This is a genomic window from Nocardia sp. PE-7 (assembly GCF_030486425.1).
Classification (GTDB): domain Bacteria; phylum Actinomycetota; class Actinomycetes; order Mycobacteriales; family Mycobacteriaceae; genus Nocardia; species Nocardia salmonicida_A.
Map to the genome: position 1 here is coordinate 5,637,394 of NZ_CP129614.1, position 25,765 is coordinate 5,663,158.

Below are 25,765 nucleotides of genomic sequence, written 5' to 3' on the forward strand. Positions count from 1 at the left end.
CACATGTCCGATTCCGGCGCCGCCGACGACACCCCGTTCACCCGCCTGGTGTTCGAGTTGAACCTGATCTCTCGGCACTTCCCCACGACCACCCGCAGGCGTCCCGGTTTCCTCCTCGACCGTTCGGCGTTTCTGATCCTGACCAGGCTCGATCTCGGTGAACCACTGAGCCTGCGCGAGCTGTCGGAGTCGTTCCAGCTCGACATCTCCACCATCAATCGCCAGGTCGGCGCGATGCTGAAACAGGAACTGGTACAACGGGTCCCCGATCCCGACGGCGGCGTCGCCCGCAAGATCAAGACCACGGCCGACGGCAAGGCCGCGCTCGAAGCCGATCGACGCCACCGCAGCAGCGACATCGGCAAAGTCGTCGCCGACTGGGACGCCGACGATGTCGAAGACCTCAGCAGACTGATGCGCAAGTTCAATCGGTCCGTCGAGCAGCTGGAGGAAAACCCGTGGCCCAGACCGCCGCGCAGCGATAGCTGATCGCGCTAAGCTGCGCGGCGTGGTCACTCACCGGTCTACCCGCCCGAGCTGGCTTTCCTGGGACAACTACTTCGTCGGCGTCGGCGGCCTGGTCCTCGGCCTGTGCTTCGGCACCTGCGCCGCGCTGATCGCCGGGCCAGGACACGATCTCGCGGCGATCGCCCTCGTCGCGCTCGCCGTGATCTGCATCCTGCCCATGCTGCTGCGCGCCCTCGGCGAACTCAGGGTGTGGGTGCGGCTGGCGATCCTGCTGATCGGCTTCGCGCTACTGCTACCCGCGATTCTGCTGAGCGCCGAGGTGCGCGACTGGGCGGCCGAGCGCTGGGAAAAGGCCTGGATCTAGATGTTGCGCATCGGGATCGACAGCAGGACGCGCAGGGTGTTCTGGATGAACTGCGCCGACTGCCAGGAGTAATAGGAAGCGACCGCCGGATCGATCGACGCCGACGCGGCCGCCGACCCTGTCGCCAGGTTCGCGGATCCGCTGGCCGATCCCGACGCCGAGCCCGAACCCGGAAGTGCGGCAGCGGTTCCCGCGGAACCGAGCAGGCCGATGGTCACCGCCGCCCCCACCGCCGCGGCTCGAACGGCGTACAGCTTGGACGTTTCACGACCGGACAACATCAGATGAATCCCACTCTGTCGAAAAGCATTGCGAATGCCCAGTATTCACACCAGAACTCACCGCCAAACCTGAATCGCCGGGATTGCCCCGATGTTCGGTTCGCACGGTGAGTTCGTCGGTACGCCCGACCCCGGCTTTATGGTGCGCCACAGCAGGTGACAGCGCCAGACCACGATTATCGGGGCATTCGCGTACAGACCGGCCGGTACGCAATAGCCGTCTGCTCGGATCCGATCAGGTGGCCACTATGCCGCGGCGGAACACGACGACGCCGGGGTCCGCCACGTTCTCAGTGGCAGAGCCCCGGCGCGGGAGTTCTATCGCCTGGACCACCGGCGTACGGGCGCTGCGATCTCCTCGCGCTCCCGTGCCGCGGCGGCCAGTTCCGAGCCGCGTTCGCGGGCCGTATCGACCAGTAACGTGCCTCGTTCGCGCGCGGCTTCGGCCAGCTCCGGCCCCTTTTCCTTGGCGACCTCGGCGATCTGGGCGCCGCGGGTTCGCGCCGCTTCGGCCACCTCGGGACCGCGGTCCTTGGCCACATCGACCAGGTGCGCACCGCGGGTTCGCACAGCCTCGGCCACCTCGGGGCCACGGTCCTTGGCGACCTCCACCAGGTGGGCACTGCGGTTGCGCACCGCGTCGGCCAGCTGCGGCCCCCGTTCCCGGGCGATCTCGGCCAGCGCGGCGCCACGCTCGTTCGCGACCTCCGCCAGATGCGCGCCCTGCTCGTGGGCCACATCGGCGAGGTGCGCGCCACGAACCTTGGCCGCTGCGGCGATGGCAGCGCCTTCCGCCGCGATGCGGGGCTCCTCACGCGAGAAGGCCCGACGCGCCCGCCAGCCGAGCGACGGCTTGCCCTCGGTGTCGGCGGCGGCGATCATCAGCCCGCCGAGCAACCCGAGATCCTTCAAGAACCCCACCCGCTTCGCGGCCTTGCGGTCCGGATCGTTCTCGGCCCAGAAGTCCTGCTCGGTGACCGTCCCCGGCACCACGGTCGCGGCGAGCAGCAGGGCCGCGGGTCGGGGCGCCCGTCCACTGGCCAGCAACAAGCCACCGACTACCTGCGCCGCGGAGTTGATCCGCACGAATTGACTCGGATCATCGGGCACCCGCGCGGCCAGTGCGTCCGGCAGACCGGTCCGGCCCTTGTCGGCCAGCGCGTTCGCGGCGGCGGCGCGGGGCTTCTGATTCATCAACCCGTTCACTCCGGCGGCCACGAATGTGGTCCCCAGCAGCGCGCGAGCAATGCGTCGAACAGGCTTGATCGGCATCGTCGATCCCTTCGTGTCTACGACTGGGAAAACGGCTCCCTACATTCGACTACCCGGGTCTTCCCATCACAAACGGTGGACGAGACAGGGCATGCCCTGTCCAGTGACTACCGTCGACCGGGTGCCCGACAACACGGTCCAAGCCGCCTACACCGCCATCCACAACCTCTACATCGAGTCCTTCGGCTCGCCCACCGACCTCGACCCCGAAGACACCGCGTTCGCCACCACCCACCTTTCCCCCGGCCCGGTCCTCGACCTGGGCTGCGGACCCGGTCACTTCACCAAATTCCTCACCGACGCGGGCATCCCCGCCACCGGCGTGGACCTCGTCCCGGAATTCATCGCCTACGCCAGATCGGCCTACCCGAACATCGCGTTCGAACTCGGCTCGCTCCGAGAGCTCGACGCCCCCACCGAGTCGGTCCCCGGCATCCTGGCGTGGTTCTCCCTCATCCACATGGAGCCCACCGAACTTCCCGCCGTGCTCGCGGAATTCCACCGGGTGCTCACTCCCGGCGGACGACTGGTGATCGGCTTCTTCGAATCCACCGAAGTGGTCGAACCCTTCCCGCACAAGGTGACCACGGCCTACCGCTGGCCGACCGACCATCTGTCGGCGACCCTGCGCGCAGCCGGATTCACCGAACTCGGCCGCCTTTACCACCCCGCATCGGGAAACGTCCGACCGCACGCAGCCCTGGCAGTCGGCAAGTTCGCGACGACTACCGCCTGACCTGATCCCACAGCCGCAGGTACACCTCGGCGCCGTGGAAGACGTCGGTCATGATCTCCGGGCCGCCGAGGATACGGACCGCTTCGAGCCAGTCGGCGTAGGTTCCGTAGGTCGCGGTGCCGTCGGTATTGATGTCGAACGTTCGCTCGCCCCACTGCTCCCGATCGAAGGTCACCTGGCCGTCGTGCGAGACGAACGGATATCGCACGACATCGGCTCCCAGCGCCGCGCCCTGGCCGGCGATGCCGTTCATATCCGAGCCGAAGCCGAAGCCGAAATCGCCGTTCGGGCGTGGCGCGTCCTTGGCTTCGCGCCACGCGTTCACGAAGCCGGCCGGCCCACCGGCGTAGGGAGTCACGAAACCGCCTGCGGCATAGACGCGTTCGGTGGTGCGGGGCGAGTCCCAGCCGTGCGAGGACAGCACGCCGGCGTAGTCACGCTTTTCGATGATGACCATCACTTCGTCGGCGGTGGCTTCGCTCAGATGATCGACTTCGATGAGGAAGCCGTGGTCGATCATCCGGTTGATCAGGTACGCGCCCAACTCGGTCAGACCACGGGCATTGCAATGCGACCCCGCCGGGTACAGCGGCAACGGTGCGCCACCGAGCAGTGGCCCGGTGAGATTCGCGAGGAACTGATTGATATGGCCGGCGATGGGCACCGAGATCTGCGTGCTGTCCTGTTCGGCGCCGGAGCACGGCTGCACGTTCCAGAACGTGCCGGTCTGCATGAAGTTGCCCGCGTTCACCAGCAGGCCGGTGATGTCGCGGTCCATTTTCGTGCCGCCGAAGGCGTTGTCGAACTTGTGCACGGGGAAGAAGCTGCTGACTCCGATGCTCCTCAGTTCGGTCAGCCAGCGGTCGACATCGGCGCGGCCGCACTCGGGTTGTCCGAGAAAGACTCCGCAGCCCATCGGGTCGGACAGCTCCATCCCGAGAACGACGGCGAGTTTGCCTGACGCGGCGACCCGGCGCGCTTCGCCCGGTTCGGTGACGATCCGGAAGAAGCCTTGTCCGGGCCCACCTGCCTGAGCGTCGATGTAGTCCTGCAGCCCGCGCAGACTGTTCGCCTGCAGACGGACGGAAGCCATGTCGTCGCAGGGGTTTCGGCGGTCGGTCAGCATGGTGCACAGCGACTCGTTGTCGACCAGGTCGACCGTCATCACGCGCAGCCCCGCCTTCCACGAGCGCTCGATGCTGGTCCAGTAGGTGCCTTCCGCGGTGAGCACGGAGGGCTCGGGCCAGTCACGGAAGGTCGGCCAGCCACGGGTGTCGGCGCCGTGGAACGGTTCTCCGTAATCGAGGAAGTCGGCGACCAGACCGTTGGTGCCGGTGCGATATTGCGCGCAATCGGGCAGGGCGTAGGTCACCCCATAGGGATGCCATGGGCGCCCGCAGTGGAAGTTTCCGCCCATGAACTCATAGGCGGTCACGTGCGCGTGCGCGTCGATGGCGCCCACGATCGCGCCGTCCGCGCCGGCGCTGGGGCCCGGCGTTCCCACCGCACCGGTTCGGGCCTCGGGGAAATCCGCGCAACCGGTATCCGCGACGAACTCGGCGGGCGTGCTGGTCGCCGACGCGGCATTGGTGAGAGTGAAACCGCCTGCGCCCGAACCGTCTACCTTCCACACTGCCGCGGGTGACGGATTCTTCGCGGGGGCGATCGAACCCGCCGATGCTTCCAGCACCTCACGATCGCGCCCGTAGAGGAGGTATTCGCCGAGTCCTGTCGCGCGCATCCGATAGGGCCCCGACGCCGGAACCAGCGGTCCGGCCGGAGTGGTGATCCGGTAGCAGCCGTCGACCAGCGAATAGCGGGTCTGGTCCGGGGCCGCGGTCGCCCACCCCGAGCAGCCGGGCACGGTGAGCCCCGCGACCGCCAGGATGGCCGCCGCTGTCAAGCGAAAGATGTTCGGATACAAGGGTTCCCATTTCTGACCTAGAACTGTTTCACATTTGACGCACACGCGGGGTGCGCGCCCTTTCGGTCAAAATACTATGGAACATAGTTTTTCGTGTCGGTTCTCAGACCACGAGCAAGCACACCATCGCCGCGCTGAGCCCGACCACGACAACCGACGCGACGGGCGCGAGCAACATCGTCACGAACAGCATCGCGGTCGCCGTGCGGCGTGCCGCCGAACGGGATTCCGGCGCGGCCCCCAAGCATTGCAGCCGCATCGCCAGCGATTCGTCGACCAATCGCAGCGGTGATGTCGGCGCGGTCGCGCCGTGCGCGGCAACCGTGTGTAGCGCGGCCGAGAGCGCCCGGGGGTCGGTCGAGGTCGCGGCCGCGCGGTCGGCGGCGAACTCGACGAGGGTGGTCATCGCGGCCGGGGCGGCGGCGAACAGCGGAATCCACGAAAAAGCTTGGGCGAGCACCTGACAGGCACCGACGATGTGGTGGTGGAACCCGCGCAGATGCGCGTGTTCGTGCGCGAGCACGGCACGCCACTGCGTGTCGGTGAGACAGCGCTCCAGACCGTCGGTGACCACGACGAAGCCGCCGCGCCCCGCGACGCTGTAGGCCAGCGGAACCGAATGCTCGAGCCGCACCACCTTCCCGCCTGCGGCATCGACGCGACCCACGATCTGCACCAACTCCCGGTGCCTGCGACGCAGCGCCGCCGTGCGCCCCCGGTGCCCGACCACGGTTCGCGCCAGCTGCCCGGTCGGCACGATCATGCCGATCACCGCGACCGGCATGATCAGCCCCGCCGTCATGGTGACGACCGCGGGCTCGACGGCGGCCAAGCTCGCCACCAACCTGCCCGCCGACAGATTCCCCGGCGGATCACCCGGCCACGCCAACGCCACCAAGGCCAGCACGCCGCACCCGATCGTGGCGGCGACCGCACCCAACCACGCCGCCATCCCGACGGCCGGGGCAGCCGTGAAATCGATGCGCGCGAGCGCCGCGGGAACGAGCACCGCCAACGCGATGCCCGCGGCCAGGAGCGCCGTAATGAGGATCATGGTTCCTCGGCGAGGCCACGGCGCAGTGCCTCGACCTCACGCTCACTCGCGGTGCTCACCAGATGCAACAGCACCGCGGAGGAATCGGGACTGGCATCGAGGATTTCGCGCAGCAGATCCGTGGTCGCCTCGGCCCGAGTCCGGGTGGGCCGGTAACGATAGGACCGACCGATCTTCTCCCGCTGAACCCAGCGCTTCTCCCACAGATGCGTCACCACCGTCAACACCGTGGTGTAGGCGGGAGTCCGATCATCGCTGTCCAGCCGCTCGACCAGATCATGCACCGACAGCGCGTCGGCACTGTCCCACAGCACCGCCATCACCTGGCTCTCGAGCGCACCCAGGCCCTTCATCACTCCCCCTCGCCCGAGCATCCATATCCGGCCACCCAATTTACTATCCCGCATAGTTTTTGGGTCGAAACCGCGTCAGTTGTCGACGGCGTCAGCGATCCGCCGAGCGACCTCGGCGGGCGTGATCTCGAAGGTATCGACAACCTCGGCCTCACTGTGCAACCAGGTCCGCGCGGCCTCCGCGTAGGGCTCGAGGTACCGGAGTCGAAAGAACGAGGGGCCGAGAACGGTGTCGCCCTCGAAGGGTGTCCTGGTCGGATCGGCATCACCAGCGTGCCACTGGTGACTCAGGCGGCGAGGGCCAGCTGAGCGCGCTCGGGGCGGTCGACGTGGGCCGCTCGGCCGACCAGGCGGGCGATGGCATGGGCGACCTGGGCGGGCTGTTCGAGGATCACCGAGTGGCCCGCGCCGTCGATCTGCACGAAGTCGGCGTAATCGACGGCGGCGGCCATGGCGACAGAATGGGACGGGGGCGTCATCAGGTCGGCGGAGCCGCACAGGATCATGGTGGGGATGGTGGAGAGCGTGGCCAGGGCGGCGGTGCGGTCGAAGGTCTTGAAGGCGCTCAGAAAGGTCGCCATGGTCACGATCGACGTGGCGTTGTGCATCGCTTCGGCCAGCGCCAGCACACGCTGACTGACCTTGCGATCGCCGAACTCGGCGGTGCGCACGACGGGCGCGAACACCTTGCAGGCCAGCACCTTCGCGTGCTGCATCAGCCGCGGTGCGCGCCGCACCGCGGCCTGGAAGACAGGGACGATCGGGTTGTGCAGCAGTCGGCCGAAGCCGGCGTCGGCGAGCCCGCTCGCGGCGGTGGCGACGAGCCCGACGCCGACGATGCGGGTCCCGACCTCGTGCCGATACTGGTCGACGTAGGTCAGCACGGTCATGCCGCCCATCGAATGCCCGACCAGCACGACCGGCCCGGTCGGGGCGACGACGTCGAGCACGTCGTGCAGATCATGACCGAGCTGTTCGATGTTGTAGGTCTTCCTCGACGCGGTAGCGGAGTCGCCGTGCCCACGATGGTCGTAGCACACGACCTTGGCGCCGGCGTGCTCGCGCAGCAGCGCGTCCCGAACATCCGTCCACGACTCGGTCCGCAGGCAATGTCCGTGGATGAGGACCACCGTCATGTGCGCATCCCGCGCCCCGTACTCACGAACCGCGAGCTCCACGCCGTCACCGGTCGACACCGAAACACGACGCTCGGCTGAGCGGGTAATTGTGCTGATGTTCGACATCGGAGCCTCCGGTTCGCGTGTGGTGACAACATCCACTCTGCGCCGACTCGGGGCCCCTCATCAGGGCCCCGAGTACTGAGCGCGCTCCCCCGAGGGTGCACAGAACACCACCTTGGTGTCGCGGCCGCGTCAGCTCCGTTCGACGGGGAGCCACAACTCGCACGTCGCGGTGCTGAAGTCGTCGGCCCGATCGAGCACCGAGACGATGGAGGGACCAGGACGCAGTCGCCATGGGTTCGAGGGGAACCACTCCGTCGCGGTCGCCGCCCACGCGTCCTGAAGCTGTTTCGGATGTTCACCCGTCGTGTGAAACACCGCCCACAGTCCGGCAGGAACGTCGATCGCGTCGAGGCCGTCTTCGACGGCGGTTCCAGCGGTGACAGCGACGCCGTGCAGGTAGGTCAGCTCGCTGTCCTGCGCGTAATCCGGGTCGACCTCCGCACTCACCTGCAACAGGCCTGCGGGCTCGGTGTTGCTGAGCTGTGCGAGGCGCGCGTGCTCGGTCGCGGGCAGCGACGCGATGTGCGCTTGGATATGTGGGTTCACGCCCTCGTGGATCAACGGCACGCGAGCGGCGTGGCCGATGAGTCGGAACGAGGGCTGTTCGATGATTCGGGCATTCATAGCGGTGCTCCCTTCGACGGTCAGGCGGAACCTGAGTTGCGATTGACTGCGAAGGGGGCCGCCGTCGCGTCGCACATCAGCGGGCCGTACGCCGTGCACAGCGCGAAATGCTCGCCCGAATGCCTCGGTCGATCCGTACCCGTACCGGACGGCGATCGTCAGCAGATCCTCGCCTCCGATCACATCGGCCGCGGCGACCGTCATCCGTCGCCGACGGATGTAGTCGGACAGCGGCATCGCCGCCAACGACGAGAACATGCGTCGCAGGTGGTATTCGGTAGTTCCCGATCGTGAGGCGAACGCCTCGACGTCGACCTCCGCACCGAGGTGCTCTTCCACCTCAGTGACGAGACGGTTCAGTAACTCGATCACAGCTACCCCCTTCCCGAACGATTCTCGTCAGCCGAAGACCCGCGCGCCCGATACTTCCTGCCCGATCCGATCGGGTGCCGCGCACCGGTGCGCTCGCACACGAAAATCGCCTTCCGACAAAACTTTTCGATGAAGTCTCGACGGAAGACGCGGATTCGAACTATCGACAGACCTCGGCGAGGCGAGCCCCGCGCGACGGCGGGTGTGGTGAGCGGGTCAGCTGATGGACGAGTGGCTGCGGACGCGCGGACCGGTGTGCGCGGGAAGGTGCTGATAGCCATGCAGGGTGAACAGCGGCCGACGGGTGGGCGGATGGGTCAATCGCAGATCCGGGAACGTCTCGAACAGCGCGCGCAGGGCATGCGCCGCTTCCATCCGGGCCAGACCGGCGCCGAGACACACATGGCTACCGCTGCTGAAGGACACATGGTTCTTGGCGTTTTCCCTGGTTATGTCGAACCGGGCCGGATCGGTGAACACGGCGGGGTCGCGGTTCGCGCCTGCCAGCGACAGCACCAGGGTCGACCCCTCGCGCAACCGCCAACCACCGATCTCCAGCGCCGTCCTGGTGGTGCGAGCGGTGGACTGCACCGGCGGATCGATCCGGAGGATCTCCTCCACCGCGTTGGGCCACAGTTCCGGCTCGGCGCGCAACCGGGCCAACTGCTCGGGGTGCTGGAGCAGCCAGACGATGCCCTTGCCGATCAGGTTGACCGTCGTCTCGAAACCGGCGGCCATCAGCAGCGTCGCCGACGCGCACAGTTCGTAGGTGGACAGATCGCCCGAGGTGACCAGGCTGCTGAGGATGTCGTCGCCGGGCTCGGCGCGCAGTCGCTCGAGGTGCTCGACGAGGTACCCGTGCAGCCGCTCCGAGGATTCCATCGCCCGCTGGTGCGTCTGCCAGGAGATCCCGAGGTCGAGCAACGGACTGATCTCATCGCCCCAGTGCAGGAACATCTCTCGGTCGGCGTCCGGGAAGCCGAGCATCTCGGAGATGATGGCGATGGGCACCTGCGCCGCGTACCGCGTCACCAGGTCGGTGGGCCCGTCGTCGGGCAGCGCCGCGAGCAGTTCGCTGGTCACCGTCTCGATCCTGTCGCGCAGCCGGGCGATGGCCCGCGGGGTGAACGCCGCAGAGACCGGTTTGCGCATCCGGGTGTGCTCGGGCTCGTCGATCATCAGCATCGACGGGGGATCCATCAGATTCGGCGGCAGAGGCTGCCGCTCCAGCGCGCGCAACACCGGCCCCGGCACCCCGAACACAGTCGGTATCCCGACGCCGAAACGGTTGTCGCGCAGGATTTCCCGGACCATGTCGTGATCGAAGGTGATCCACACCGGAAGGGCACGGATCAACCCGCCCTCCCCGCGCATCTCCTCGATCAGCGCGTACGGATTCTCGATACCCTCCGCACCGCCGATCAGCCGAGCGAACGGATTGCCACGACGAAGCAGGATCTTCTTGAACAGCAGGACCAACCCGTGGTTGTTGACCCACCGATACATGTAATGCGGTTTCATCGAGCCCCTCCGATCGTCGAACCGGCGAATCCCCTGGGTGCTACGAAAACACACGATTCTAACGACAATCACAGGCCACGCGGACCTGAAAACGAGATCTCGAGACCTACCGACTGCCATCCACCGGGTGGAGTTAACGACAGACCGGCGCGGTCGACCCGAAGCAATGGGTCAGCAAAACTGATCGAGCCTGGTGAAGCACCCTCGGATCGGTTGTGCACACGCACTAATGTTGGCATTCACTGCTGGGATCGTGCCGAAGACTCCGCCCTGTGTCATGCGATGTTCTTGTTCGAGGTGCCGGGAGGCTTTCGACACTTCATGGCAATGACGCTGGAGGTTCAATGGGTAAGACATGGTTGCGACACTGGACTGTCGCGACGCTATCCGCGGCAACTGTACTGTTCAGCGCCGGTACCGCGGCGGGTGATCCCACTGATATCGCATTCCCTCCAGACCAGAACCAGCTACCGCAACTGCCGTCCGAACCGCAGATCTACGATCTGCTGCCGATTCCGACGCCCTCGGAAGACCCCTGGTACAACGATCCGGACGACCTTGCCTCCTACGCGCCCGGTCAGATCGTGCGCACGCGGGAGGTCCAGACTCGCCTGGCCGGCATCCCGTTCCCGGTTTACACCAAGCAACTGCTGTTTCGGTCGAACGATGTCCACGACAATCCCATCGTGACAGCTACGACCGTCATCGTCCCGGGCATTCCGTGGCAGGGCAGTACACGGCCGGTGCTGTCGTTCCAGGAGGCCATCGACTCCACGAACTCCTCCTGCAATCCGTCGTACACGTTGCAGGTCGGCACGATGAAGGAGTCCGCGCTCGCGATCTATTGGCTGATGCAAGGCTTCGCCCTCAACGTCCCCGACTTCGACGGCAAGTTCAACACGTTCAATACCTACGCCGAGGGCAAGATGGTGCTGGACAGCTTGCGCGCGGTAAAGAACGATGCGGGACTGGGCCTGGCTGATGCCGGCATCGCGCTGTACGGGTACTCCGGCGGCGGCTCGGGATCGATTCGCGCAGCCGAACTGCGCGCCACCTACGCGCCTGATGTGCGGCTGCTCGGCACAGCCGTGGGCGCCACCCCCGGCAGCCTCACGGGAATCGCCCGATACGCGGTGCAGCCGCAGACCGGACTCGCGGGGATCGGCAACTTCACCATGTGGCTCGGGCTCGTAGCCTTCGCGCGGGAATACCCGGAGGTATTCCGGCCCGAGGAGTTGCTGACCGAGGAAGGCCAGCGGCTACTGCGCGATTTTCAGTCTCGCTGTGTCATCACCCTCGCGCCGTCGGGGATATACCGCCCACTGAGTGCGTATTTCAAACCGGGCAAATCGCTGGAAACCGAGCCCGCTATCCAGCGAGTGCTGGAAGACAACAGCCTCGGCAAACACATTCCGGACACCCCGATCCTGTGGTGGCACGGTATCTGGGACGAGGTCGTGCCACCGTCGACCGTGCTGCCGACCGTGAACAAGTACTGGGACAGCGGTGCGGACCTGCGGTTCATCACCGTTCCCCTTCCCGAGCACGGGGTGAACGCTGTCACCGGCTGGATTCCGTCGGTAGCCTGGACCAGCGCGGTCCTGCGCGGCTTGCCTCCGGGCCCGACGTTCAATCTCGGGTACCCCGCACCGCTGCCCGAAGGCTTCCCCGGCTCTTGAGCCAATCGGTCGCGCGGGTACCGGCGTCTCAGGAGGGCACATGACCCAGATGTATTCCCCCGAGCCCGGGCTCGCGCACGATAAGCGGTGGCAGCAGGTAGTCGAGCGGACGCACGCCAAAGCGGCAGGCTTGGCCGCCACCCTCAAGACTGACGATCTGCTGCCCCACTCCATGCTGGACGCGGACTTCAAGCCGAGCGTTCAACTCAATATCGCACTGTTCTTCCGGTCGCTCACCCTGGACTCCGAACTGTCCAGGGAAGACACCCGCCCGATCGTCGAGCGGGCGATGCGGCTGGTCCGTGACGGTATGTCCCTCGAGGAGATCCTGACCAATTACCGGGTCGGCACCGCGTTCCTGTGGAGTCAGTCCATCTCGATCCTCGAACCGGACGAGTACCCGCTGCTGCCGGAACTCGGGCTGCGTCTGACCAACTACCTCAACCTGGTGGTCACACACATCGCCACCGCCCTGATCGAGGACAGCCGCCAGCCACGCTGGGACATCCTGGAACGCCAAGGCGAGATCGCTGCCGACCTGCTGGCCGGACGCGAGATCAGCGGCTGGACAGGCGCACCCGAGATCCCCATCGCGGAATCGTTTCTCGTGGCGGCGGTACGGCTCGGCGACCCCGCGCCTGGCACGCTCACCGCCCTACGCAACCGGCTCGGGCAGCTCCCGGGTACCTTCCTCTACCGCGACAACGGCGGCTGGATCGCGCTCGTCCCCCTGCGCCCGGTCGACGAAGACGACCCGGCGGCAGCGCTGGCCGGCCGTATCGGATTGTCCAGCAAGGCTGCTCGGCCCGAATGCTGGATCGGCGTCGCGACCGCCCGCACCCGGGCGGACATCCCCGGGGCCTATACCGAAGCGCACACCGTCGCCGAGACAGCCCGCGCCCTTGCCCGGCCGGAAACAATCTGTACCCGAAGGCACATGATGTTCGAATACTCCGTGGCCGCGGGCGGATCCACGCTCACAGCCCTGGCCGCGCTGCTCGATCCGCTCGCCGATCATCCTGCGCTGCTGGAGACCCTCGATGCGTTCATAGCCAGCGAGTTCAACCACAACGCCGCCGCCCAGGCACTGTTCATCCACCGCAACACCGTCACCTACCGGCTCTCCCGCATCACCGAACTGAGCGGCTACGACCCCCTGCTGCCCAGCGGCGTTTCCACTCTCATGGCCGCGCGAGTCGCCCAGCGCATCGTCACCTACCCCACCACTTCAACCCGATCACGGGAAACGACCAGAGCCCCATCCAGTTCTCCGGACGGGGCCCAACAAAGTCGATGATGCGGGCTCGAAGCCTTCGGGGCTACACGTTGAAGCGGAACTCGACTACGTCGCCGTCGACCATGATGTAGTCCTTGCCTTCCATGCGGACCTTGCCCGCGGCCTTGGCGGCTGCCATGGAACCCGCGTCGACCAGGTCGTCGAAGGCGACGATCTCGGCCTTGATGAAGCCGCGTTCGAAGTCGGTGTGGATGACGCCGGCGGCCTTGGGGGCGGTGTCGCCCTGGTGGATGGTCCAGGCTCGGGATTCCTTGGGGCCTGCGGTGAGGTAGGTCTGCAGGCCGAGGGTGTGGAAACCGGCGCGGGCGAGGCCGTGCAGGCCGGGCTCGGTCTGGCCGATGGACTCCAACAGTTCCAGGGCGGATTCGTCGTCGAGTTCGAGGAGTTCGGCTTCCACCTTGGCGTCGAGGAAGACCGCGTCGGCGGGGGCGACGGTGGCGCGCAGCTCGGCGAGTTTGGCCTCGTCGGTGAGGACGGATTCGTCGGCGTTGAAGACGTAGAGGAACGGCTTGATGGTGAGCAGGGAGAGCTCACGCAGCAGGTCGGCGTCGATCTTCTTGCCCGCGGCAAAAAGGGTGGTGCCCTCGTTGAGGAAGGCTTCGGCGGTCTTGGCCGCGTCGAGCAGGGGCTTGCGGTCCTTCTTGACCCTGGCTTCCTTCTCGAGGCGCGGGATGGCCTTCTCGAGGGTCTGCAGGTCGGCGAGGATGAGCTCGGTTTCGATGACCTCGATGTCGGCGGCGGCGTCGACCCGGCCGTCGACGTGGATGACGTCGTCGTCGGCGAACACGCGCACGACCTGGCAGATCGCGTCGGCCTCACGGATGTTGGCGAGGAACTTGTTGCCCAGACCCGCGCCTTCGGAGGCGCCCTTCACGATGCCCGCGATGTCGACGAACGACACCACGGCGGGCACGATCTTCTCGGAACCGAAGATCTCGGCGAGCTGGTTCAGGCGCGGGTCGGGCAGCGGGACCACGCCGACGTTGGGCTCGATGGTCGCGAACGGGTAGTTCGCGGCCAGCACGTCGTTCTTGGTCAGCGCGTTGAACAGCGTCGACTTTCCGACGTTGGGCAGGCCGACGATTCCGAGGGTGAGGCTCACTGTGTTGATTTTGCCGCACCTACGGCGCGGCGGGTTCGCGGCCCCCCTGTGGCCCGCTGGTCAGGCACCGCGGCTTGCTCCTTCGTCGCCTACGCCGCGGCACCTGACCAGCGGGCCGGGCCGCGAACGGCCCCTCCCTAGGGGTCGAGGTTCGGAGTCGATCAGGGTACGAGGACGACTTTGCCCAGGTTGGCGCGCTGCTCGATGACCGCGTGCGCGGCAGCGGCGTCGTCGAGTGCGAACTCCGCGTGCACGACCGGGTGCAGCAGACCGGAGGCGTAGTACTGCCAGACCTCCTGGCGCAGGTCCTCGTAGCGGGCCGGGTCGCGCTGGGCGAGACGACCGATCCGGAAACCGGTCAGGGTCTTGCCACCGGCGAGGAGATCCTCGGTGTCGATGAGGCCGCCGCCGGTGCCGTAGGTGACCGCGCGGCCACCTTCGGCGAGACCGGCGAGGGTGCCACCGAGACCGGTGCCGCCGACGCCGTCGAGGGCGTAATCCGCCTGCTTGCCGCAGTGCAGCTCGCCGTAGGTGAAGACCTCGTCGGCGCCGAGTTCGCGCACGAAATCGATCTTCGACTCGTCGGATACCGCGCCGACCACCCAGCTCGCTCCACGCACCCGCGCCAACTGCACCGCGAGGTGGCCGACACCACCGGCAGCGGCGGTGACCAGCGCGGTCTCGCCCTCACGCGGGGCGGCGGTGTCGAGCGCGCCGAGCGCGACGAGTCCGCTGCGCATCAACGCGACGGCATCGACCGCGGAAGCGCCGTCCGGGATGGCGGAAGCCTGGTCGACCGCGAGCACGACGTACTCGGCATAGGCGTCGGACGTACACAGCCCGACCACGCGATATCCGACGCCGAATCCGTCGACCCCGTCACCGACCCCGACCACCTCACCGGCGACTTCGGCACGCATCTGTGTGACCGGCGCGGCACTGATCCGCCGGATCGCCGACAGCGTGACGCCGATGGCCTCGACCCGGACCAGCAGCTCACCGACGCCGGGTACCGGCATCTCGGCCGCGACGACCTCGAGCATCTCCGAACCACTGCTGCGCTCGTACTGAACCCGCCGCATGACACCTCCTACAGAATTGAGCGAAGGCGCAACATTAACCGGCTGACCTCGCGTTTCCACAGGCCATCGGCCTACGAGTGCTAAATCTCACCGCCTCCGCCGCATGACGGAGAGCACCTTCACGGTCCGGTTACCCCGCAGCGATGCCCGAGACGCGTGGGTAATCCCACACCCAGGCGTAGCGTTGCCCTATGGAGGCGACCACGGAGGTGGTGACCGCGGCCCCCGCGCCGGTGATGGCAGCGTTCATCGACCGGTACGTGGGCTATCGGCTCGCGGGTTTCGAGCCCGGCCTGCACCGCGGCCTGCCATCACGGCACATGACGTTCATCGTCGCCATCGGCCCCACCATCGATGTCGTCGAGCAAACCGACCCGCGCCAGTCCCCCGGCAGCTATCGCTGCGTACTGAGCGGCCTACAGGCGAGCCCGGCGATGATCGCGCACACCGGTTTCCAAGAAGGCGTGGCGATCGAACTGACCCCGCTGGGCTGCCGGGTGCTGTTCGGCATGCCCGCGAGCGAACTGTGGGACACCTCGATCGAATGTTCCCAAGCACAAAGCACTCTCGGTGATCAACTCGCCGATGCCGTGCAGTCGCAACGAGATTGGCCGAGTCGGTTCGCCGCATGCGACCGAGCCCTGACCGCGGCGGCTCGAACCGACACTCTCGCCGGTCCCGAATTGACCTGGGCCTGGCGCGCTCTCGTCGAGACCGGCGGCACCTACGCGATCAACCCGCTCGCCGATCGGATCGGCTGGACCCGCCAACACCTGACCCGCAAGTTCACCGCCGAATTCGGCGCGAGCCCGAAACTGGCCGCGCGGATCATCCGGTTCGAGCGCGCCAAGCGCATGCTGGCGAGCACTCCGTCCTATATCTCCATCGCCCAGGTCGCGAACGCCTGCGGCTACTACGACCAAGCCCACCTGAACCGCGACTTCGCCGAACTGGCGGGCGTGGCCCCTACCACCTGGCTCGCCGAGGAGATTCCATCCGTCCAAGACCCGGAGGCCGGACCAGCGAGAGGCTGAGCACATGGAAACCTCAACGAACACCATCTGGCCCTGCCTCGCCTTCGACGACGCCCGCGCGATGGTCGAATTCCTCACCACCGCTTTCGGTTTCGAAGCAACCGCGGTCTACGCCAGAGAGAACGACGACGCCGTCGTCGAACACGGCGAACTGCGCTGGCCGGGCGGCGGCGGCATCATGTTCGGGTCCACCGGCCGCGACGACAGCCCCTTCGGCACGCGCCCGCCGGGCGTCGCCAATCTCTACCTGGTCACCGACCGACCCGACGCGCTCTACGACCGAGCGAAGGCCGCGGGCGCGAGGATCATCCGCGACCTGCGCGACGAGGACTACGGCTCCCGCGGCTTCAGCGCCGCGGACCCGGAAGGCAACCTCTGGAGCTTCGGAACCTACCGGGGCGAATGACCAGCTGAACAAAATTTCATTCTGCGCACGATCGTGTGCGAACCTCTCCGTCGCAGTTCCGCGATCAGCTACGTTGTCGATTGCTTCACCCGAGGCTCTGCGCGTTGTACAGGAGAGTTGAGTCAATGGCGACCATCGAACATCTGCGGACCGACCCGGATTTGCCTCCGGTCGGTGTCGTCGATCGCACGCCGATCACGCCCGCCAAGAAGGCCGTGTTCGCGGGGATCGCCGTACTCGGCGCCGTCGCGTGGGCGATCATCGCGTTCGTGCGCGGCGAGTCCGTGAACGCGGTGTGGATCGTGATCGCGGCGGTCTGCACCTACATCATCGCCTACCGCTTCTACGCGCGGTTCATCGAGTGGAAGATCACCAAGCCGCGCGACGACGTGGCCACGCCCGCCGAAATCTATGACAACGGCAAAGATTTCATGCCGATGGACCGGCGGGTGCTCTACGGACACCACTTCGCCGCCATCGCGGGCGCCGGTCCGCTGGTCGGTCCGGTGCTGGCCGCGCAGATGGGTTATCTGCCCGGCACCATCTGGATCGTCGTCGGTGTGGTGTTCGCCGGTGCGGTGCAGGACTACCTGGTGCTGTGGGCCTCGACCCGTCGACGTGGGCGCAGCCTCGGGCAGATGGCGCGTGACGAGCTCGGCGTCGTCGGTGGTGCCGCGGCGATCGTGGCGATTCTGGTGATCATGACGATCCTGCTGGCGGTGCTGGCACTGGTCGTGGTGAACGCGCTCGGCGAGAGCCCGTGGGGTGTGTTCTCCATCGCGATGACCGTCCCGATCGCCCTGTTCATGGGCGTCTATCTGCGGTATCTGCGACCGGGTGCGGTCGGCGAGATCTCCGCGATCGGCATCGTGTTGCTGCTGGCCGCGATCATCGGCGGCGGCTGGGTATCCGAAACCGAGTGGGGCGCGGACTGGTTCACCCTCTCGCGCACCACCATCGCGTGGTGCCTGATCGCCTACGGCTTCATCGCCTCGGTGCTGCCGGTGTGGCTGCTGCTCGCCCCGCGCGACTATCTGTCGACGTTCATGAAGGTCGGCACGATCGTGCTGCTCGCGGTCGGCATCCTGATCACGATGCCGGTGCTGAAGGCGCCCGCCGTCTCCGAATTCGCACACACCGGCGCCGGTCCCGCGTTCGCGGGCAGTCTGTTCCCGTTCCTGTTCATCACCATCGCCTGCGGTGCGCTCTCGGGTTTCCACGCGCTGGTCTCCTCCGGCACGACGCCGAAGCTGATGGCCAAGGAATCCAACGCCAGGATGATCGGCTACGGCGGCATGCTGATGGAGTCGTTCGTCGCGGTCATGGCGATCATCACCGCCTCGATCATCGACCAGCACCTGTACTTCGGCATGAACGCCTCGGCCGGACTCACCGGCGGCACGGCCGAAGGCGCTGCCAAGTTCACGAATTCGCTCGGTCTGTCCGGCCCGCCCGCGACGCCGGAACTGTTCACCGACGCGGCCGCCGATGTGGGCGAGAAGTCGATCGTCTCGCGCACCGGTGGCGCCCCGACCCTGGCGATCGGCATCTCCGATGTCTTCTCCGCGTTCCTCGGCGGCTCGACGATGAAGGCCTTCTGGTACCACTTCGCGATCATGTTCGAAGCGCTGTTCATCCTCACCACCATCGACGCGGGCACTCGGGTAGCGCGCTTCCTGGTCTCGGACGCGCTGGGCAATTTCGGCGGCGGGTTCAAGAAGTTCCGTGATCCGTCGTGGCGGATCGGCGCCTGGCTGTGCTCGCTGATCGTGGTCGCGGGCTGGGGCGGGGTGCTGCTGATGGGCGTCAATGATCCGTTCGGCGGCATCAACGCGCTGTATCCGCTGTTCGGCATCGCCAACCAGCTGCTCGCCGCGATCGCGCTGATCGTGGTGCTCACGATCATCGTCAAGCGCGGGCAGTGGAAGTGGGCGTGGATTCCGGGTGTTCCGCTGGTGTGGGATCTCGTGGTCACGATGACCGCCTCCTGGCAGAAGATCTTCTCCGACGACCCCAAGCTCGGTTACTGGAAGCAGCACAGCCTGTGCGAGGCGGCCAAGGAGGCGGGCAAAGCCTGCCTGACGGCCAAGACGCCCGAGCAGGTCGACATCGCGATCCGCAATACCTTCATCCAGGGCACGCTGTCGATCGTGTTCGCGGTGCTGGTGCTGATCGTCACCGCCGTCGGCGTGCTGGTGTGCGCGAAGGCGATCCGCACGGGCACGGTGACCAGCACCGAGTCCGAGGAGCAGCCGTCGAAGATCTTCGCCCCCAGCGGTTTCGTCGCCACGGCCACGGAGAAGAACGTGCAGAAGGAGTGGGACGCGTTGATCGCCGAGGGCAAGGTGAGCGCGCCCGGATCGGCGCACGTCTCGTGAGTGTGGTCAGGGACGCGGACGGCCGGTTCAGTGAATCGGCCGTCCGCGCCCCTGCGGTTGTCGCCGGCGATCCCCGTGGGCCTTGGGCGATTCTCCGGCGCGTCTGGGCGGCCTTGCGTGGCATCGCCCGCTGGTACAGCGCCATCAACGGCGGCCAGGATTACGAGCGCTACGTCGAGCACCTGCGCCGTAATCATCCGGCGGCCCCGGTGCCGTCGGTGCGCGACTACTGGCGCGAACGCTATGCCGAAGCCGAGCGGAATCCGACCAATCGCTGCTGCTGATCCGGGTCGACGCCCCTGAGGGATCGGTGGCCGATTTCCGCTAGCACCTCGCCGGGACGGGTGCCATTGTGGAACTCGTGACCATCACCGCTTTGGACTTCGAGGGCTGCTACCGGGCGGTCTCCACCCGCGACTCCCGCTTCGACGGGCAGTTCTTCACCGCGGTGCGCACGACCGGCATCTACTGCAGGCCCTCGTGCCCGGCCATCACGCCCAAGCGGGCCAATGTGTCGTTCCTGCCCACCGCGGCGGCGGCGCAGCAGGCTGGTTATCGCGCGTGCCGTCGGTGCCTGCCCGATGCCGCGCCCGGCTCACCGCTGTGGAATGTGCGCGCCGACCTGGCCGCGCGGGCCATGCGGTTGATCGGTGACGGGATGATCGATCGGGGTGGGGTGCCCGGGCTGGCCGCCACCCTCGGCTATTCGCAGCGTCAGCTCACGCGGGTGCTCACCACCGAACTCGGAGCCGGTCCGCTCGCGCTGGCCAGGGCACATCGCGCGCACACCGCGCGGCTGCTCATCCAGACCACCGAGATGCCGATGTCGGATATCGCGTTCGCGGCCGGGTTCGCCAGCATCCGGCAGTTCAACGACACCGTGCGCGAGGTGTTCGCGGTGAGCCCGACGACGATGCGGACCGAGTTGCGGCGATCCCCGCGCGCCGATGTGGTCGCACCGGGCACGCCCGGTCTGCTGACTTTGCGACTGCCGTATCGCGAGCCGCTCGATACCGGCTGGCTGGCCTGGTTCCTCTCGTCGCACGCGGTACCGGGGATGGAGCTGTGGGAGGACGGCGTGTACACGCGCAGCCTGCGTACTCCACACGGCCACGCGACCATTCGGCTGTCGTTCCAGCCGGGTCATGTGCGGGCAGAGTTGGCGCTGCGGGATATGCGCGATCTGGCGCCGACCGTGGCCCGGGTGCGGCATCTGCTCGATCTGGATGCCGATCCGTTGGGGATCGACGGTGCGCTCGGGATCGGCGCCAGTGAATCGGGTGATGCCGTCTCGGGACACGGGTTCACACCGGGAATCCGTGTGCCCGGGTCCCTCGACGGCTCGGAGTTGTTGTTGCGCACCATGATCGGGCAACAGATCTCGGTGCGGGCGGCGGGGACGCATACCGCGCGGCTGGTGGACGCGCTCGGCGAGCGGATCGACGGGTCGGTGCCCCGACTGTTCCCGACGGCCGAAGCGGTCGCCGAGCACGGCGCCGAGGTGTTGACCGGGCCCGCGCGCAGGGTGAACGCCATCGTTGCCGCGGCCGGCGCGATCGCGGACGGTGAACTCGTCCTGCATTCCGGTCGCACTGCCGTCGACCTGCGGCACGACCTGCTCGCGCTCGACGGGGTGGGGCCGTGGACGGCCGACTACGTCACCATGCGCTCGCTGGCCGATCCCGACATCCTGCTCGACACCGACCTGGTGGTTCGCCAGGGTGCGGCGCGAGCGGGAATCGACCTCGACGACACCACCCACTGGGCGCCGTGGCGCTCCTATCTGTCCATGCACCTGTGGAAGACCGCGCTCGAACATCGTGGCGCGCTTGTCCGTGAACCTTCTCTCCAGGAAGCGAAACACCATGACTGACACTGCTCTTCGTCGTGCCGATGTCGCGACGGTCACCACGCCGATCGGCCCGTTCACCACCGTCGTCGACACCGACGGCGCCGTACTCGCCTCGGGCTGGACCGGGGACCCGGCCACCCTGACCGGGCTCATCCATGCCACCTTGCGTCCGGCCGAACTGCGGCAGCGGGATTCACTGGGCGCGGTCACCCAGGCCGTCGTCGACTATCACGCGGGCGACCTCACGGCGATCGACGCGATTCCCGTGCGTCAACAGTCGGGCGAGTTCCTGGTCCACGCCTGGGAAGTCCTGCGCAAGGTGCCTGCGGGCGAGCCGGTGACCTATACCGAGTTCGCCGGACTCTCCGGGCGTCCGGCGGCCACGCGGGCAGCGGCCAATGCCTGCGCGCGCAACTCCGCCGCGCTGTTCGTGCCGTGTCATCGCGTGTTGCGGATCGGCGGCGCGCTCGGCGGGTTCCGGTGGGGGCTGGAAGCAAAGGCCTGGTTGCTCGCACACGAGGGGTGAGAGGCGACAGATCAGTCCAGCTATCCCTGATTGGCTCTTTTTTCTAGGTCCAGTCGGCGGGATTCTGTTACCTATGCTCACTCGTCGCCTGGTCGCGCTCTACGTCGGTTTGTGGTTGTACGGCACGTCGATGGCAGTGATGATCCGGGCGGGACTCGGGCTCGATCCGTGGGATGTGTTCCATCAGGGGGTCGCCGCGCACGTGCCGTTGAGTTTCGGGGTGGTGACCGCGCTGACCGGGATCGCCGTGCTGCTCGCCTGGATTCCGCTCCGGCAGCGGCCGGGGCTCGGGACCGTCAGCAATGTGGTGGTGATCGCGGTCGCGGTCGACGTCGGATTGTGGTTGATCCCGTCCGTGGACGCCCTGTGGTTGCGGATTCTGGCCATGGTCGTCGCGGTGGTGGTGAACGCCGCGGCGACGGTGCTCTATATCGGTGCGGGCATGGGTCCGGGACCGCGCGATGGACTGATGACTGGACTGGTCGGCCGGACCGGCTGGCCGGTCTGGTCTGTTCGGACCGGTATCGAGGTCTCGGTGCTGACCACCGGCTGGTTCCTCGGCGGCAGCGTCGGGATCGGCACGCTGGTCTACGCCTTCGGGATCGGGCCGCTGGTCCAGCTGATGATCCCGCTCGTCGACGGCCGACTTCCCGGGTTCGCACCGATTATTCGCCAGGAAGCGGAACTGTCTGTGGACCGTCCGCAAGCCCCAGCCGCGCCCTCCTGATCGCTTCGTCGGGCTCGTTCGGCTGATTAGGCGACCGTGGCCTCGAGGTGCGAACCCGTGCGACCGCGCAGGACATGCAGGCGCGTGGGGATGCGCTGACGCATTTCGTCCACGTGGCTGACGACGCCGACCACGCGACCATTCGCGCGGAGTTCGTCGAGAACGCCCATGACGGCGTCGAGGGTATCGGCGTCGAGGCTGCCGAAGCCTTCGTCGATGAACAGGGTGTCCAAGACCAGGCCGCCGGACTCGGCGGCGACCACGTCGGCGAGGCCGAGAGCCAAAGCCAGTGAGGCCATGAAGGTTTCACCGCCGGACAGGGTCTTCGCGGACCGTACGACGCCGGTGTAGTCGTCGCGGACGTCGAGGCCGAGGCCGCCTCGTCTGCCCCGAGGGCCAGCCTTGTCCGAGTGGACGAATTCGTAACGGCCGCCCGACATTCGGCGTAGCCGCAGCGACCCCGCCACCGCGACCTCTTCGAGCCGAGCCGCGAGGACGTAGGAGCGCAACGACATTCGCCGGTTGTTCTCGCCGCGACCCGCCACCACTTCCGCCAGGGCAGCCAGTTCGTCGAACTCACGCTGCTTGGGCGCGATCCGCTCGACCTCTCCCCACAGCTGCGTCCCCAGCTGCTCGAGCTGGGCCACCCGTTCGGTGGCCGCCGACTGGGTTGCCACCGCCGCGGTGAGCGCGTTCTGAGCTTCGGCGAAGCGCTGCTCGAGGGTGTTCAGGTCGCCCGGGGTCTGTTCGGCGACGGCCTGGATCTGTGGTTCGGCGAGCACCGCCTCGGCATGCGCGCGGGCCCGGTCCGCTGCGGTGAGTTCGGCTTCGATCGCGGCCTGCTGCCGCGCGGTCCGCGCGACGGCGGTGACGACCTGAGCGTAGGCAGTCAGGAGAGCGATGTCGTCGCGCGGCGCCGCCGGCTCGACTGCTGAGGCTTCGTCGGCGGGTTCCTCATCGAGGGGACCTTCGTCGAACAGATCGAACAGGCTGGGCATTTCGGGCTCGGCACGGATCGCTCGCGCGGGGCTCCCGGTCTCCTGCTCGTCGGGGTCGAGCTCGGCGTCGACATCGTCAGCCGCGGTTCGGCTGGTGGTAGCTGGTGAATCGAGTACCTCCGACGCCACCTGCTCCTCGTACCCTTCCGGCACGAGACCGGCTGTGCGGGCGAGGTTTTCCACGCGGGCGGCAATGGTGCGGACGGCGTCGCGAGCGGTGGATTCCTCGGTGCGGGCAGCGCGGAGCGCGGTGGCCGCGGTGATGAGCGATTCGAGGCGGGCGGTGCGGGCGTCGACGGTGGTGTCGGCGCCCGCGGCGGTGCGCAGCCGCGCCGTGAGTTCGTCGAGGCGCTCGCGGGTGGTGGTGATGTTGGCGGTGACGGTGCCGAGGCGGGCGTCGAGGTCGCGAGACCGGTCGTGGAGGGCGGTTTCCTCGGTGCGCAGGGCCTCGAGGCGGCTGGTCAGGGCGGGGACGCGCTCGGCGGCTTCGGCGGTGTCGTCGAAGCGGTGAGTGGCGGTGCGGACCGCGTCGGCGAGGGTGACGGGATCCGCGTCGCCACCGCGGGCGGTCAGCGCCTCGATCTCGCGTTCGATGACGCTGATGCGATCGGCGATGCGATCACGCGCGGCCTCGGCGGACTGTTCGGCGGTGTGCGCGGCGTCCTCGGCATCCTTGGACACCGCGTCGTCGGTGGGCCGCGCCGGTTCAGGATGTTCGGCAGAACCGCAGACCGTGCACGGCGCACCGTCGGTGAGCGCGCCCGCGAGCTCGGCGGCCATGCCAGCGAGGCGGCGGGCCCGCAGATCGAGAACCCGTTCCTTGGCTTCGAGGTGAGCGCGCCAGGCGGAATCGTGTTCGGTCCGCGCTGCGTCCAAAGCTGGTCGGCGACGCGCGATGTCGACAGCCGCGGCTGCCGAGTCCTGCCACTTGCTCAACTCGTTGCGAAGCCCGGGCAACGCGGCGGCCGCATCGGTGGCCTCACGCAATTGCTCTTGGACCGAGCCGATCGCCGCAGGCAGTTCGAGCCGCCGCTGCGCCAACTCCTCCGAACGCTGCGTGAGACGACCGGCTTCGCCCTCGTGCGCGGCGAGATCAGCGGTGAGCTGACGCGCGGTCACCACATCGGCCCGAACCTCACCGAGCACACCGAGCAGCGCGTTCCACTGACTGATCGCGGCATCGAGATCGCCCTGGACATCATCGACGCCCGCATCCCCACTACGAACCGAGCCTCGCCCCTGATGGCCCGCGCCGATTGAACCGCTCGACAGCAGGTCCGCTGACGCGCCGTGGTCGGGCCGCCCACCGTCCGGTGCGGAGGCACGCCCATCGACCGGCTCATCCGTCACCACGGTCAGCCGGTCCACTCCCGCGATGTCGGCGGCGGCGGGTGCCCTCAGTTGGTCGGCCAGTTCACCGGTGGCACCACGGGTCGCGGTCTCCGAACGGCGCAGGGTGCGAACCGCGGAGCGAGCCTCGTCGATGGCGTGCACGACGGGTTCGGCGCGACGGGCCTGCACCAATTCGTGTTCGAGTTCGGTGCGGCGGGGAGAGGCCGCGGTGTAGGTGGCCAGTTCGGTGCGGGCTGCTGCCATGCGGGCGTGCAGCCCGGCGACGCGACGTTGTTCTTCGGCTTCGGCGCGGGCCTGCGACGATTCCTTCTGGCGCAGTTCGGCATTCGTGGTCGCCTCGGCGAGTGCGGTGCGCGCGGTGGCGAGTAGCTCCTGCGACCAGGTCACCGCGTCGAGCACGCCGACCGACTCCGCGCCGCCGTAGCCCCCGGCCATACCGACCTTGGTGATCAGCCGGTCGATGCCCTGTTTGCGGGAATCCAGCTCGCCCGCGGCGGCGCGGCGGCGATCGGACAGCCACTGTTCGGCCGTTCCGAAACGTTGGGTGTCGAAAAGCTTTTCGAGCAGTTTCTCGCGGTCCTCGTTCTCGGCTCGCAGGAATTTCGCGAAGTCGCCCTGCGGGAGCAGCACCACTTGGAAGAACTGGTCGGCGCTCATACCGAGCAGCCGCAGGACCTCGTCGCCGATATCGGTGATGCGCGAGAGGTTCTCGCCGCTGCCGTCGAGCCAGGTGAGGGTGGCCTGGGGCTGCAGGAGCCGGGTTCCGGTGCCGGTCTTCTTCGGGCGCTCGAATTCCGGCGAGCGGGTCAGGCGAAGGAGACGGCCGCCGAGCGTGGCTTCCAGCACCACGCTCGGCGGCGTCTGCGGATCGGCGTGATCGGAATGCAGGCGCTTGCTCTCGCCGCGCGCACCGGGCACCTTGCCGTAGAGGGCGAAGGCGATGGCGTCGAGGATCGTCGTCTTGCCCGCGCCCGTATGCCCGTGCAGCAGGAACAGCCCGTCGGCGCCGAGCGCGTCGAAATCGACGACGGTGGTCTCGGCGAACGGGCCGAACGCGGTGAGTTCGAGCCGGTGCAGCCTCACGCGATGCCACCGCCGACGAGAGTCGCCACGGGGAA

Annotated in this window: 23 protein-coding genes; 12 read left to right on the forward strand and 11 right to left on the reverse strand. The window is 67.5% G+C overall.

All coding sequences use genetic code 11. The features are described 5' to 3' along the window. The first annotated feature begins 3 nt into the window (after window positions 1–3). Together QX204_RS26500 and QX204_RS26505 are read left to right on the forward strand one after the other, a co-directional pair. Entirely contained in the window at window positions 4–489 is a 486-nt protein-coding gene (locus QX204_RS26500; protein WP_301903190.1) for a MarR family winged helix-turn-helix transcriptional regulator, read from the forward strand. Between the two features lie 19 nt (window positions 490–508). Continuing rightward, window positions 509–832 (forward strand): hypothetical protein, encoded by a 324-nt coding sequence (locus tag QX204_RS26505; protein WP_301903192.1) that lies wholly within the window; start codon window positions 509–511, stop codon window positions 830–832. Here the strand turns inward: QX204_RS26505 and QX204_RS26510 are convergent. Both QX204_RS26510 and QX204_RS26515 read right to left on the reverse strand, forming a co-directional pair. Further along, window positions 829–1,113 (reverse strand): hypothetical protein, encoded by a 285-nt coding sequence (locus QX204_RS26510; RefSeq protein WP_301903194.1) that lies wholly within the window; start codon window positions 1,111–1,113, stop codon window positions 829–831. The two genes, QX204_RS26505 and QX204_RS26510, sit on opposite strands and share 4 nt — an antisense overlap. Window positions 1,114–1,431: 318 nt before the next feature. After that, window positions 1,432–2,385, reverse strand: coding sequence for a DoxX family protein (locus QX204_RS26515; protein WP_301903196.1), 954 nt, complete (start codon window positions 2,383–2,385; stop codon window positions 1,432–1,434). A gap of 121 nt (window positions 2,386–2,506) precedes the next feature. Between QX204_RS26515 and QX204_RS26520 the strand changes: the two genes are divergently transcribed. Beyond that, window positions 2,507–3,121: a class I SAM-dependent methyltransferase gene (locus tag QX204_RS26520; protein ID WP_301903198.1), complete on the forward strand. Its 615-nt coding sequence runs from the start codon at window positions 2,507–2,509 to the stop codon at window positions 3,119–3,121. Here QX204_RS26520 and QX204_RS26525 read toward each other — a convergent pair. The 6 genes from QX204_RS26525 to QX204_RS26550 form a co-directional block, all read right to left on the reverse strand. Next, window positions 3,111–5,024 (reverse strand): amidohydrolase family protein, encoded by a 1,914-nt coding sequence (locus QX204_RS26525; protein WP_301903201.1) that lies wholly within the window; start codon window positions 5,022–5,024, stop codon window positions 3,111–3,113. The genes QX204_RS26520 and QX204_RS26525 overlap by 11 nt on opposite strands. A gap of 124 nt (window positions 5,025–5,148) precedes the next feature. Further along, complete coding sequence (locus QX204_RS26530; protein WP_301903202.1) at window positions 5,149–6,099, reverse strand: M56 family metallopeptidase; 951 nt, start codon at window positions 6,097–6,099, stop codon at window positions 5,149–5,151. Further along, window positions 6,096–6,452 carry a BlaI/MecI/CopY family transcriptional regulator gene (locus QX204_RS26535; protein ID WP_301903204.1) on the reverse strand — a complete coding sequence of 119 codons (357 nt, stop codon included), beginning with the start codon at window positions 6,450–6,452 and terminating at the stop codon, window positions 6,096–6,098. Before QX204_RS26535 ends, QX204_RS26530 begins: the two co-directional genes overlap by 4 nt. Before the next feature lie 287 nt (window positions 6,453–6,739). Beyond that, window positions 6,740–7,696, reverse strand: coding sequence for an alpha/beta fold hydrolase (locus QX204_RS26540; protein ID WP_301903205.1), 957 nt, complete (start codon window positions 7,694–7,696; stop codon window positions 6,740–6,742). 129 nt (window positions 7,697–7,825) lie between these two features. Next, a complete protein-coding gene (locus QX204_RS26545; protein WP_301903207.1) occupies window positions 7,826–8,692 on the reverse strand; it encodes an AraC family transcriptional regulator in 867 nt (288 codons plus the stop codon). A gap of 216 nt (window positions 8,693–8,908) precedes the next feature. Beyond that, window positions 8,909–10,213, reverse strand: coding sequence for a cytochrome P450 (locus QX204_RS26550; RefSeq protein WP_301903209.1), 1,305 nt, complete (start codon window positions 10,211–10,213; stop codon window positions 8,909–8,911). Window positions 10,214–10,557: 344 nt separating this feature from the next. Between QX204_RS26550 and QX204_RS26555 the strand changes: the two genes are divergently transcribed. Together QX204_RS26555 and QX204_RS26560 are read left to right on the forward strand one after the other, a co-directional pair. Then, window positions 10,558–11,892: a lipase family protein gene (locus tag QX204_RS26555; RefSeq protein ID WP_301903211.1), complete on the forward strand. Its 1,335-nt coding sequence runs from the start codon at window positions 10,558–10,560 to the stop codon at window positions 11,890–11,892. A gap of 40 nt (window positions 11,893–11,932) precedes the next feature. Continuing rightward, window positions 11,933–13,189 carry a PucR family transcriptional regulator gene (locus tag QX204_RS26560; protein WP_301903213.1) on the forward strand — a complete coding sequence of 419 codons (1,257 nt, stop codon included), beginning with the start codon at window positions 11,933–11,935 and terminating at the stop codon, window positions 13,187–13,189. A 22-nt stretch (window positions 13,190–13,211) separates the two neighbouring features. Here the strand turns inward: QX204_RS26560 and ychF are convergent, their stop codons facing one another. Both ychF and QX204_RS26570 read right to left on the reverse strand, forming a co-directional pair. Then, window positions 13,212–14,291, reverse strand: coding sequence for a redox-regulated ATPase YchF (gene ychF / locus QX204_RS26565; protein WP_301903215.1), 1,080 nt, complete (start codon window positions 14,289–14,291; stop codon window positions 13,212–13,214). A 161-nt stretch (window positions 14,292–14,452) separates the two neighbouring features. Continuing rightward, window positions 14,453–15,373 (reverse strand): quinone oxidoreductase family protein, encoded by a 921-nt coding sequence (locus tag QX204_RS26570; protein WP_301903217.1) that lies wholly within the window; start codon window positions 15,371–15,373, stop codon window positions 14,453–14,455. A gap of 191 nt (window positions 15,374–15,564) precedes the next feature. Between QX204_RS26570 and QX204_RS26575 the strand changes: the two genes are divergently transcribed. The 7 genes from QX204_RS26575 (at window position 15,565) to QX204_RS26605 (ending at window position 22,296) form a co-directional block, all read left to right on the forward strand. Further along, window positions 15,565–16,407: an AraC family transcriptional regulator gene (locus tag QX204_RS26575; protein WP_301903219.1), complete on the forward strand. Its 843-nt coding sequence runs from the start codon at window positions 15,565–15,567 to the stop codon at window positions 16,405–16,407. A gap of 4 nt (window positions 16,408–16,411) precedes the next feature. Then, window positions 16,412–16,813, forward strand: coding sequence for a VOC family protein (locus QX204_RS26580; RefSeq protein WP_301903220.1), 402 nt, complete (start codon window positions 16,412–16,414; stop codon window positions 16,811–16,813). A 125-nt stretch (window positions 16,814–16,938) separates the two neighbouring features. Further along, the gene (locus QX204_RS26585; RefSeq protein ID WP_301903221.1) at window positions 16,939–19,191 is read left to right on the forward strand and encodes a carbon starvation CstA family protein; all 2,253 of its coding nucleotides are present in this window, start codon (window positions 16,939–16,941) and stop codon (window positions 19,189–19,191) included. Between the two features lie 113 nt (window positions 19,192–19,304). Continuing rightward, complete coding sequence (locus QX204_RS26590) at window positions 19,305–19,475, forward strand: YbdD/YjiX family protein (protein ID WP_131816778.1); 171 nt, start codon at window positions 19,305–19,307, stop codon at window positions 19,473–19,475. A gap of 68 nt (window positions 19,476–19,543) precedes the next feature. Next, complete coding sequence (locus QX204_RS26595) at window positions 19,544–21,064, forward strand: Ada metal-binding domain-containing protein (protein ID WP_301903222.1); 1,521 nt, start codon at window positions 19,544–19,546, stop codon at window positions 21,062–21,064. After that, on the forward strand, window positions 21,057–21,569 hold the full coding sequence (locus tag QX204_RS26600; protein ID WP_301903224.1) for a methylated-DNA--[protein]-cysteine S-methyltransferase: 513 nt from the start codon (window positions 21,057–21,059) through the stop codon (window positions 21,567–21,569). The genes QX204_RS26595 and QX204_RS26600 overlap by 8 nt, the downstream gene beginning before the upstream one ends. 73 nt (window positions 21,570–21,642) lie before the next feature. Next, on the forward strand, window positions 21,643–22,296 hold the full coding sequence (locus QX204_RS26605; RefSeq protein WP_301903226.1) for a membrane protein YczE: 654 nt from the start codon (window positions 21,643–21,645) through the stop codon (window positions 22,294–22,296). 26 nt (window positions 22,297–22,322) lie between these two features. Here QX204_RS26605 and QX204_RS26610 read toward each other — a convergent pair whose 3' ends face one another. Next, window positions 22,323–25,730, reverse strand: coding sequence for an AAA family ATPase (locus QX204_RS26610; protein WP_301903227.1), 3,408 nt, complete (start codon window positions 25,728–25,730; stop codon window positions 22,323–22,325). Window positions 25,731–25,765 lie beyond the last annotated feature (35 nt).

Coding starts and splice junctions, on each gene's coding strand:
- QX204_RS26510 (WP_301903194.1), bottom strand. CDS start 1,113: ATGTTGTCCGGTCGTGAAACGTCCAAGCTGTACGCCGTTCGAGCCGCG.
- QX204_RS26585 (WP_301903221.1), top strand. CDS start 16,939: ATGGCGACCATCGAACATCTGCGGACCGACCCGGATTTGCCTCCGGTC.
- QX204_RS26515 (WP_301903196.1), bottom strand. CDS start 2,385: ATGCCGATCAAGCCTGTTCGACGCATTGCTCGCGCGCTGCTGGGGACC.
- QX204_RS26550 (WP_301903209.1), bottom strand. CDS start 10,213: ATGAAACCGCATTACATGTATCGGTGGGTCAACAACCACGGGTTGGTC.
- QX204_RS26555 (WP_301903211.1), top strand. CDS start 10,558: ATGGGTAAGACATGGTTGCGACACTGGACTGTCGCGACGCTATCCGCG.
- QX204_RS26530 (WP_301903202.1), bottom strand. CDS start 6,099: ATGATCCTCATTACGGCGCTCCTGGCCGCGGGCATCGCGTTGGCGGTG.
- QX204_RS26580 (WP_301903220.1), top strand. CDS start 16,412: ATGGAAACCTCAACGAACACCATCTGGCCCTGCCTCGCCTTCGACGAC.
- QX204_RS26540 (WP_301903205.1), bottom strand. CDS start 7,696: ATGTCGAACATCAGCACAATTACCCGCTCAGCCGAGCGTCGTGTTTCG.
- QX204_RS26575 (WP_301903219.1), top strand. CDS start 15,565: ATGGAGGCGACCACGGAGGTGGTGACCGCGGCCCCCGCGCCGGTGATG.
- QX204_RS26570 (WP_301903217.1), bottom strand. CDS start 15,373: ATGCGGCGGGTTCAGTACGAGCGCAGCAGTGGTTCGGAGATGCTCGAG.
- QX204_RS26500 (WP_301903190.1), top strand. CDS start 4: ATGTCCGATTCCGGCGCCGCCGACGACACCCCGTTCACCCGCCTGGTG.
- QX204_RS26600 (WP_301903224.1), top strand. CDS start 21,057: ATGACTGACACTGCTCTTCGTCGTGCCGATGTCGCGACGGTCACCACG.
- QX204_RS26535 (WP_301903204.1), bottom strand. CDS start 6,452: ATGAAGGGCCTGGGTGCGCTCGAGAGCCAGGTGATGGCGGTGCTGTGG.
- QX204_RS26605 (WP_301903226.1), top strand. CDS start 21,643: ATGCTCACTCGTCGCCTGGTCGCGCTCTACGTCGGTTTGTGGTTGTAC.
- QX204_RS26560 (WP_301903213.1), top strand. CDS start 11,933: ATGACCCAGATGTATTCCCCCGAGCCCGGGCTCGCGCACGATAAGCGG.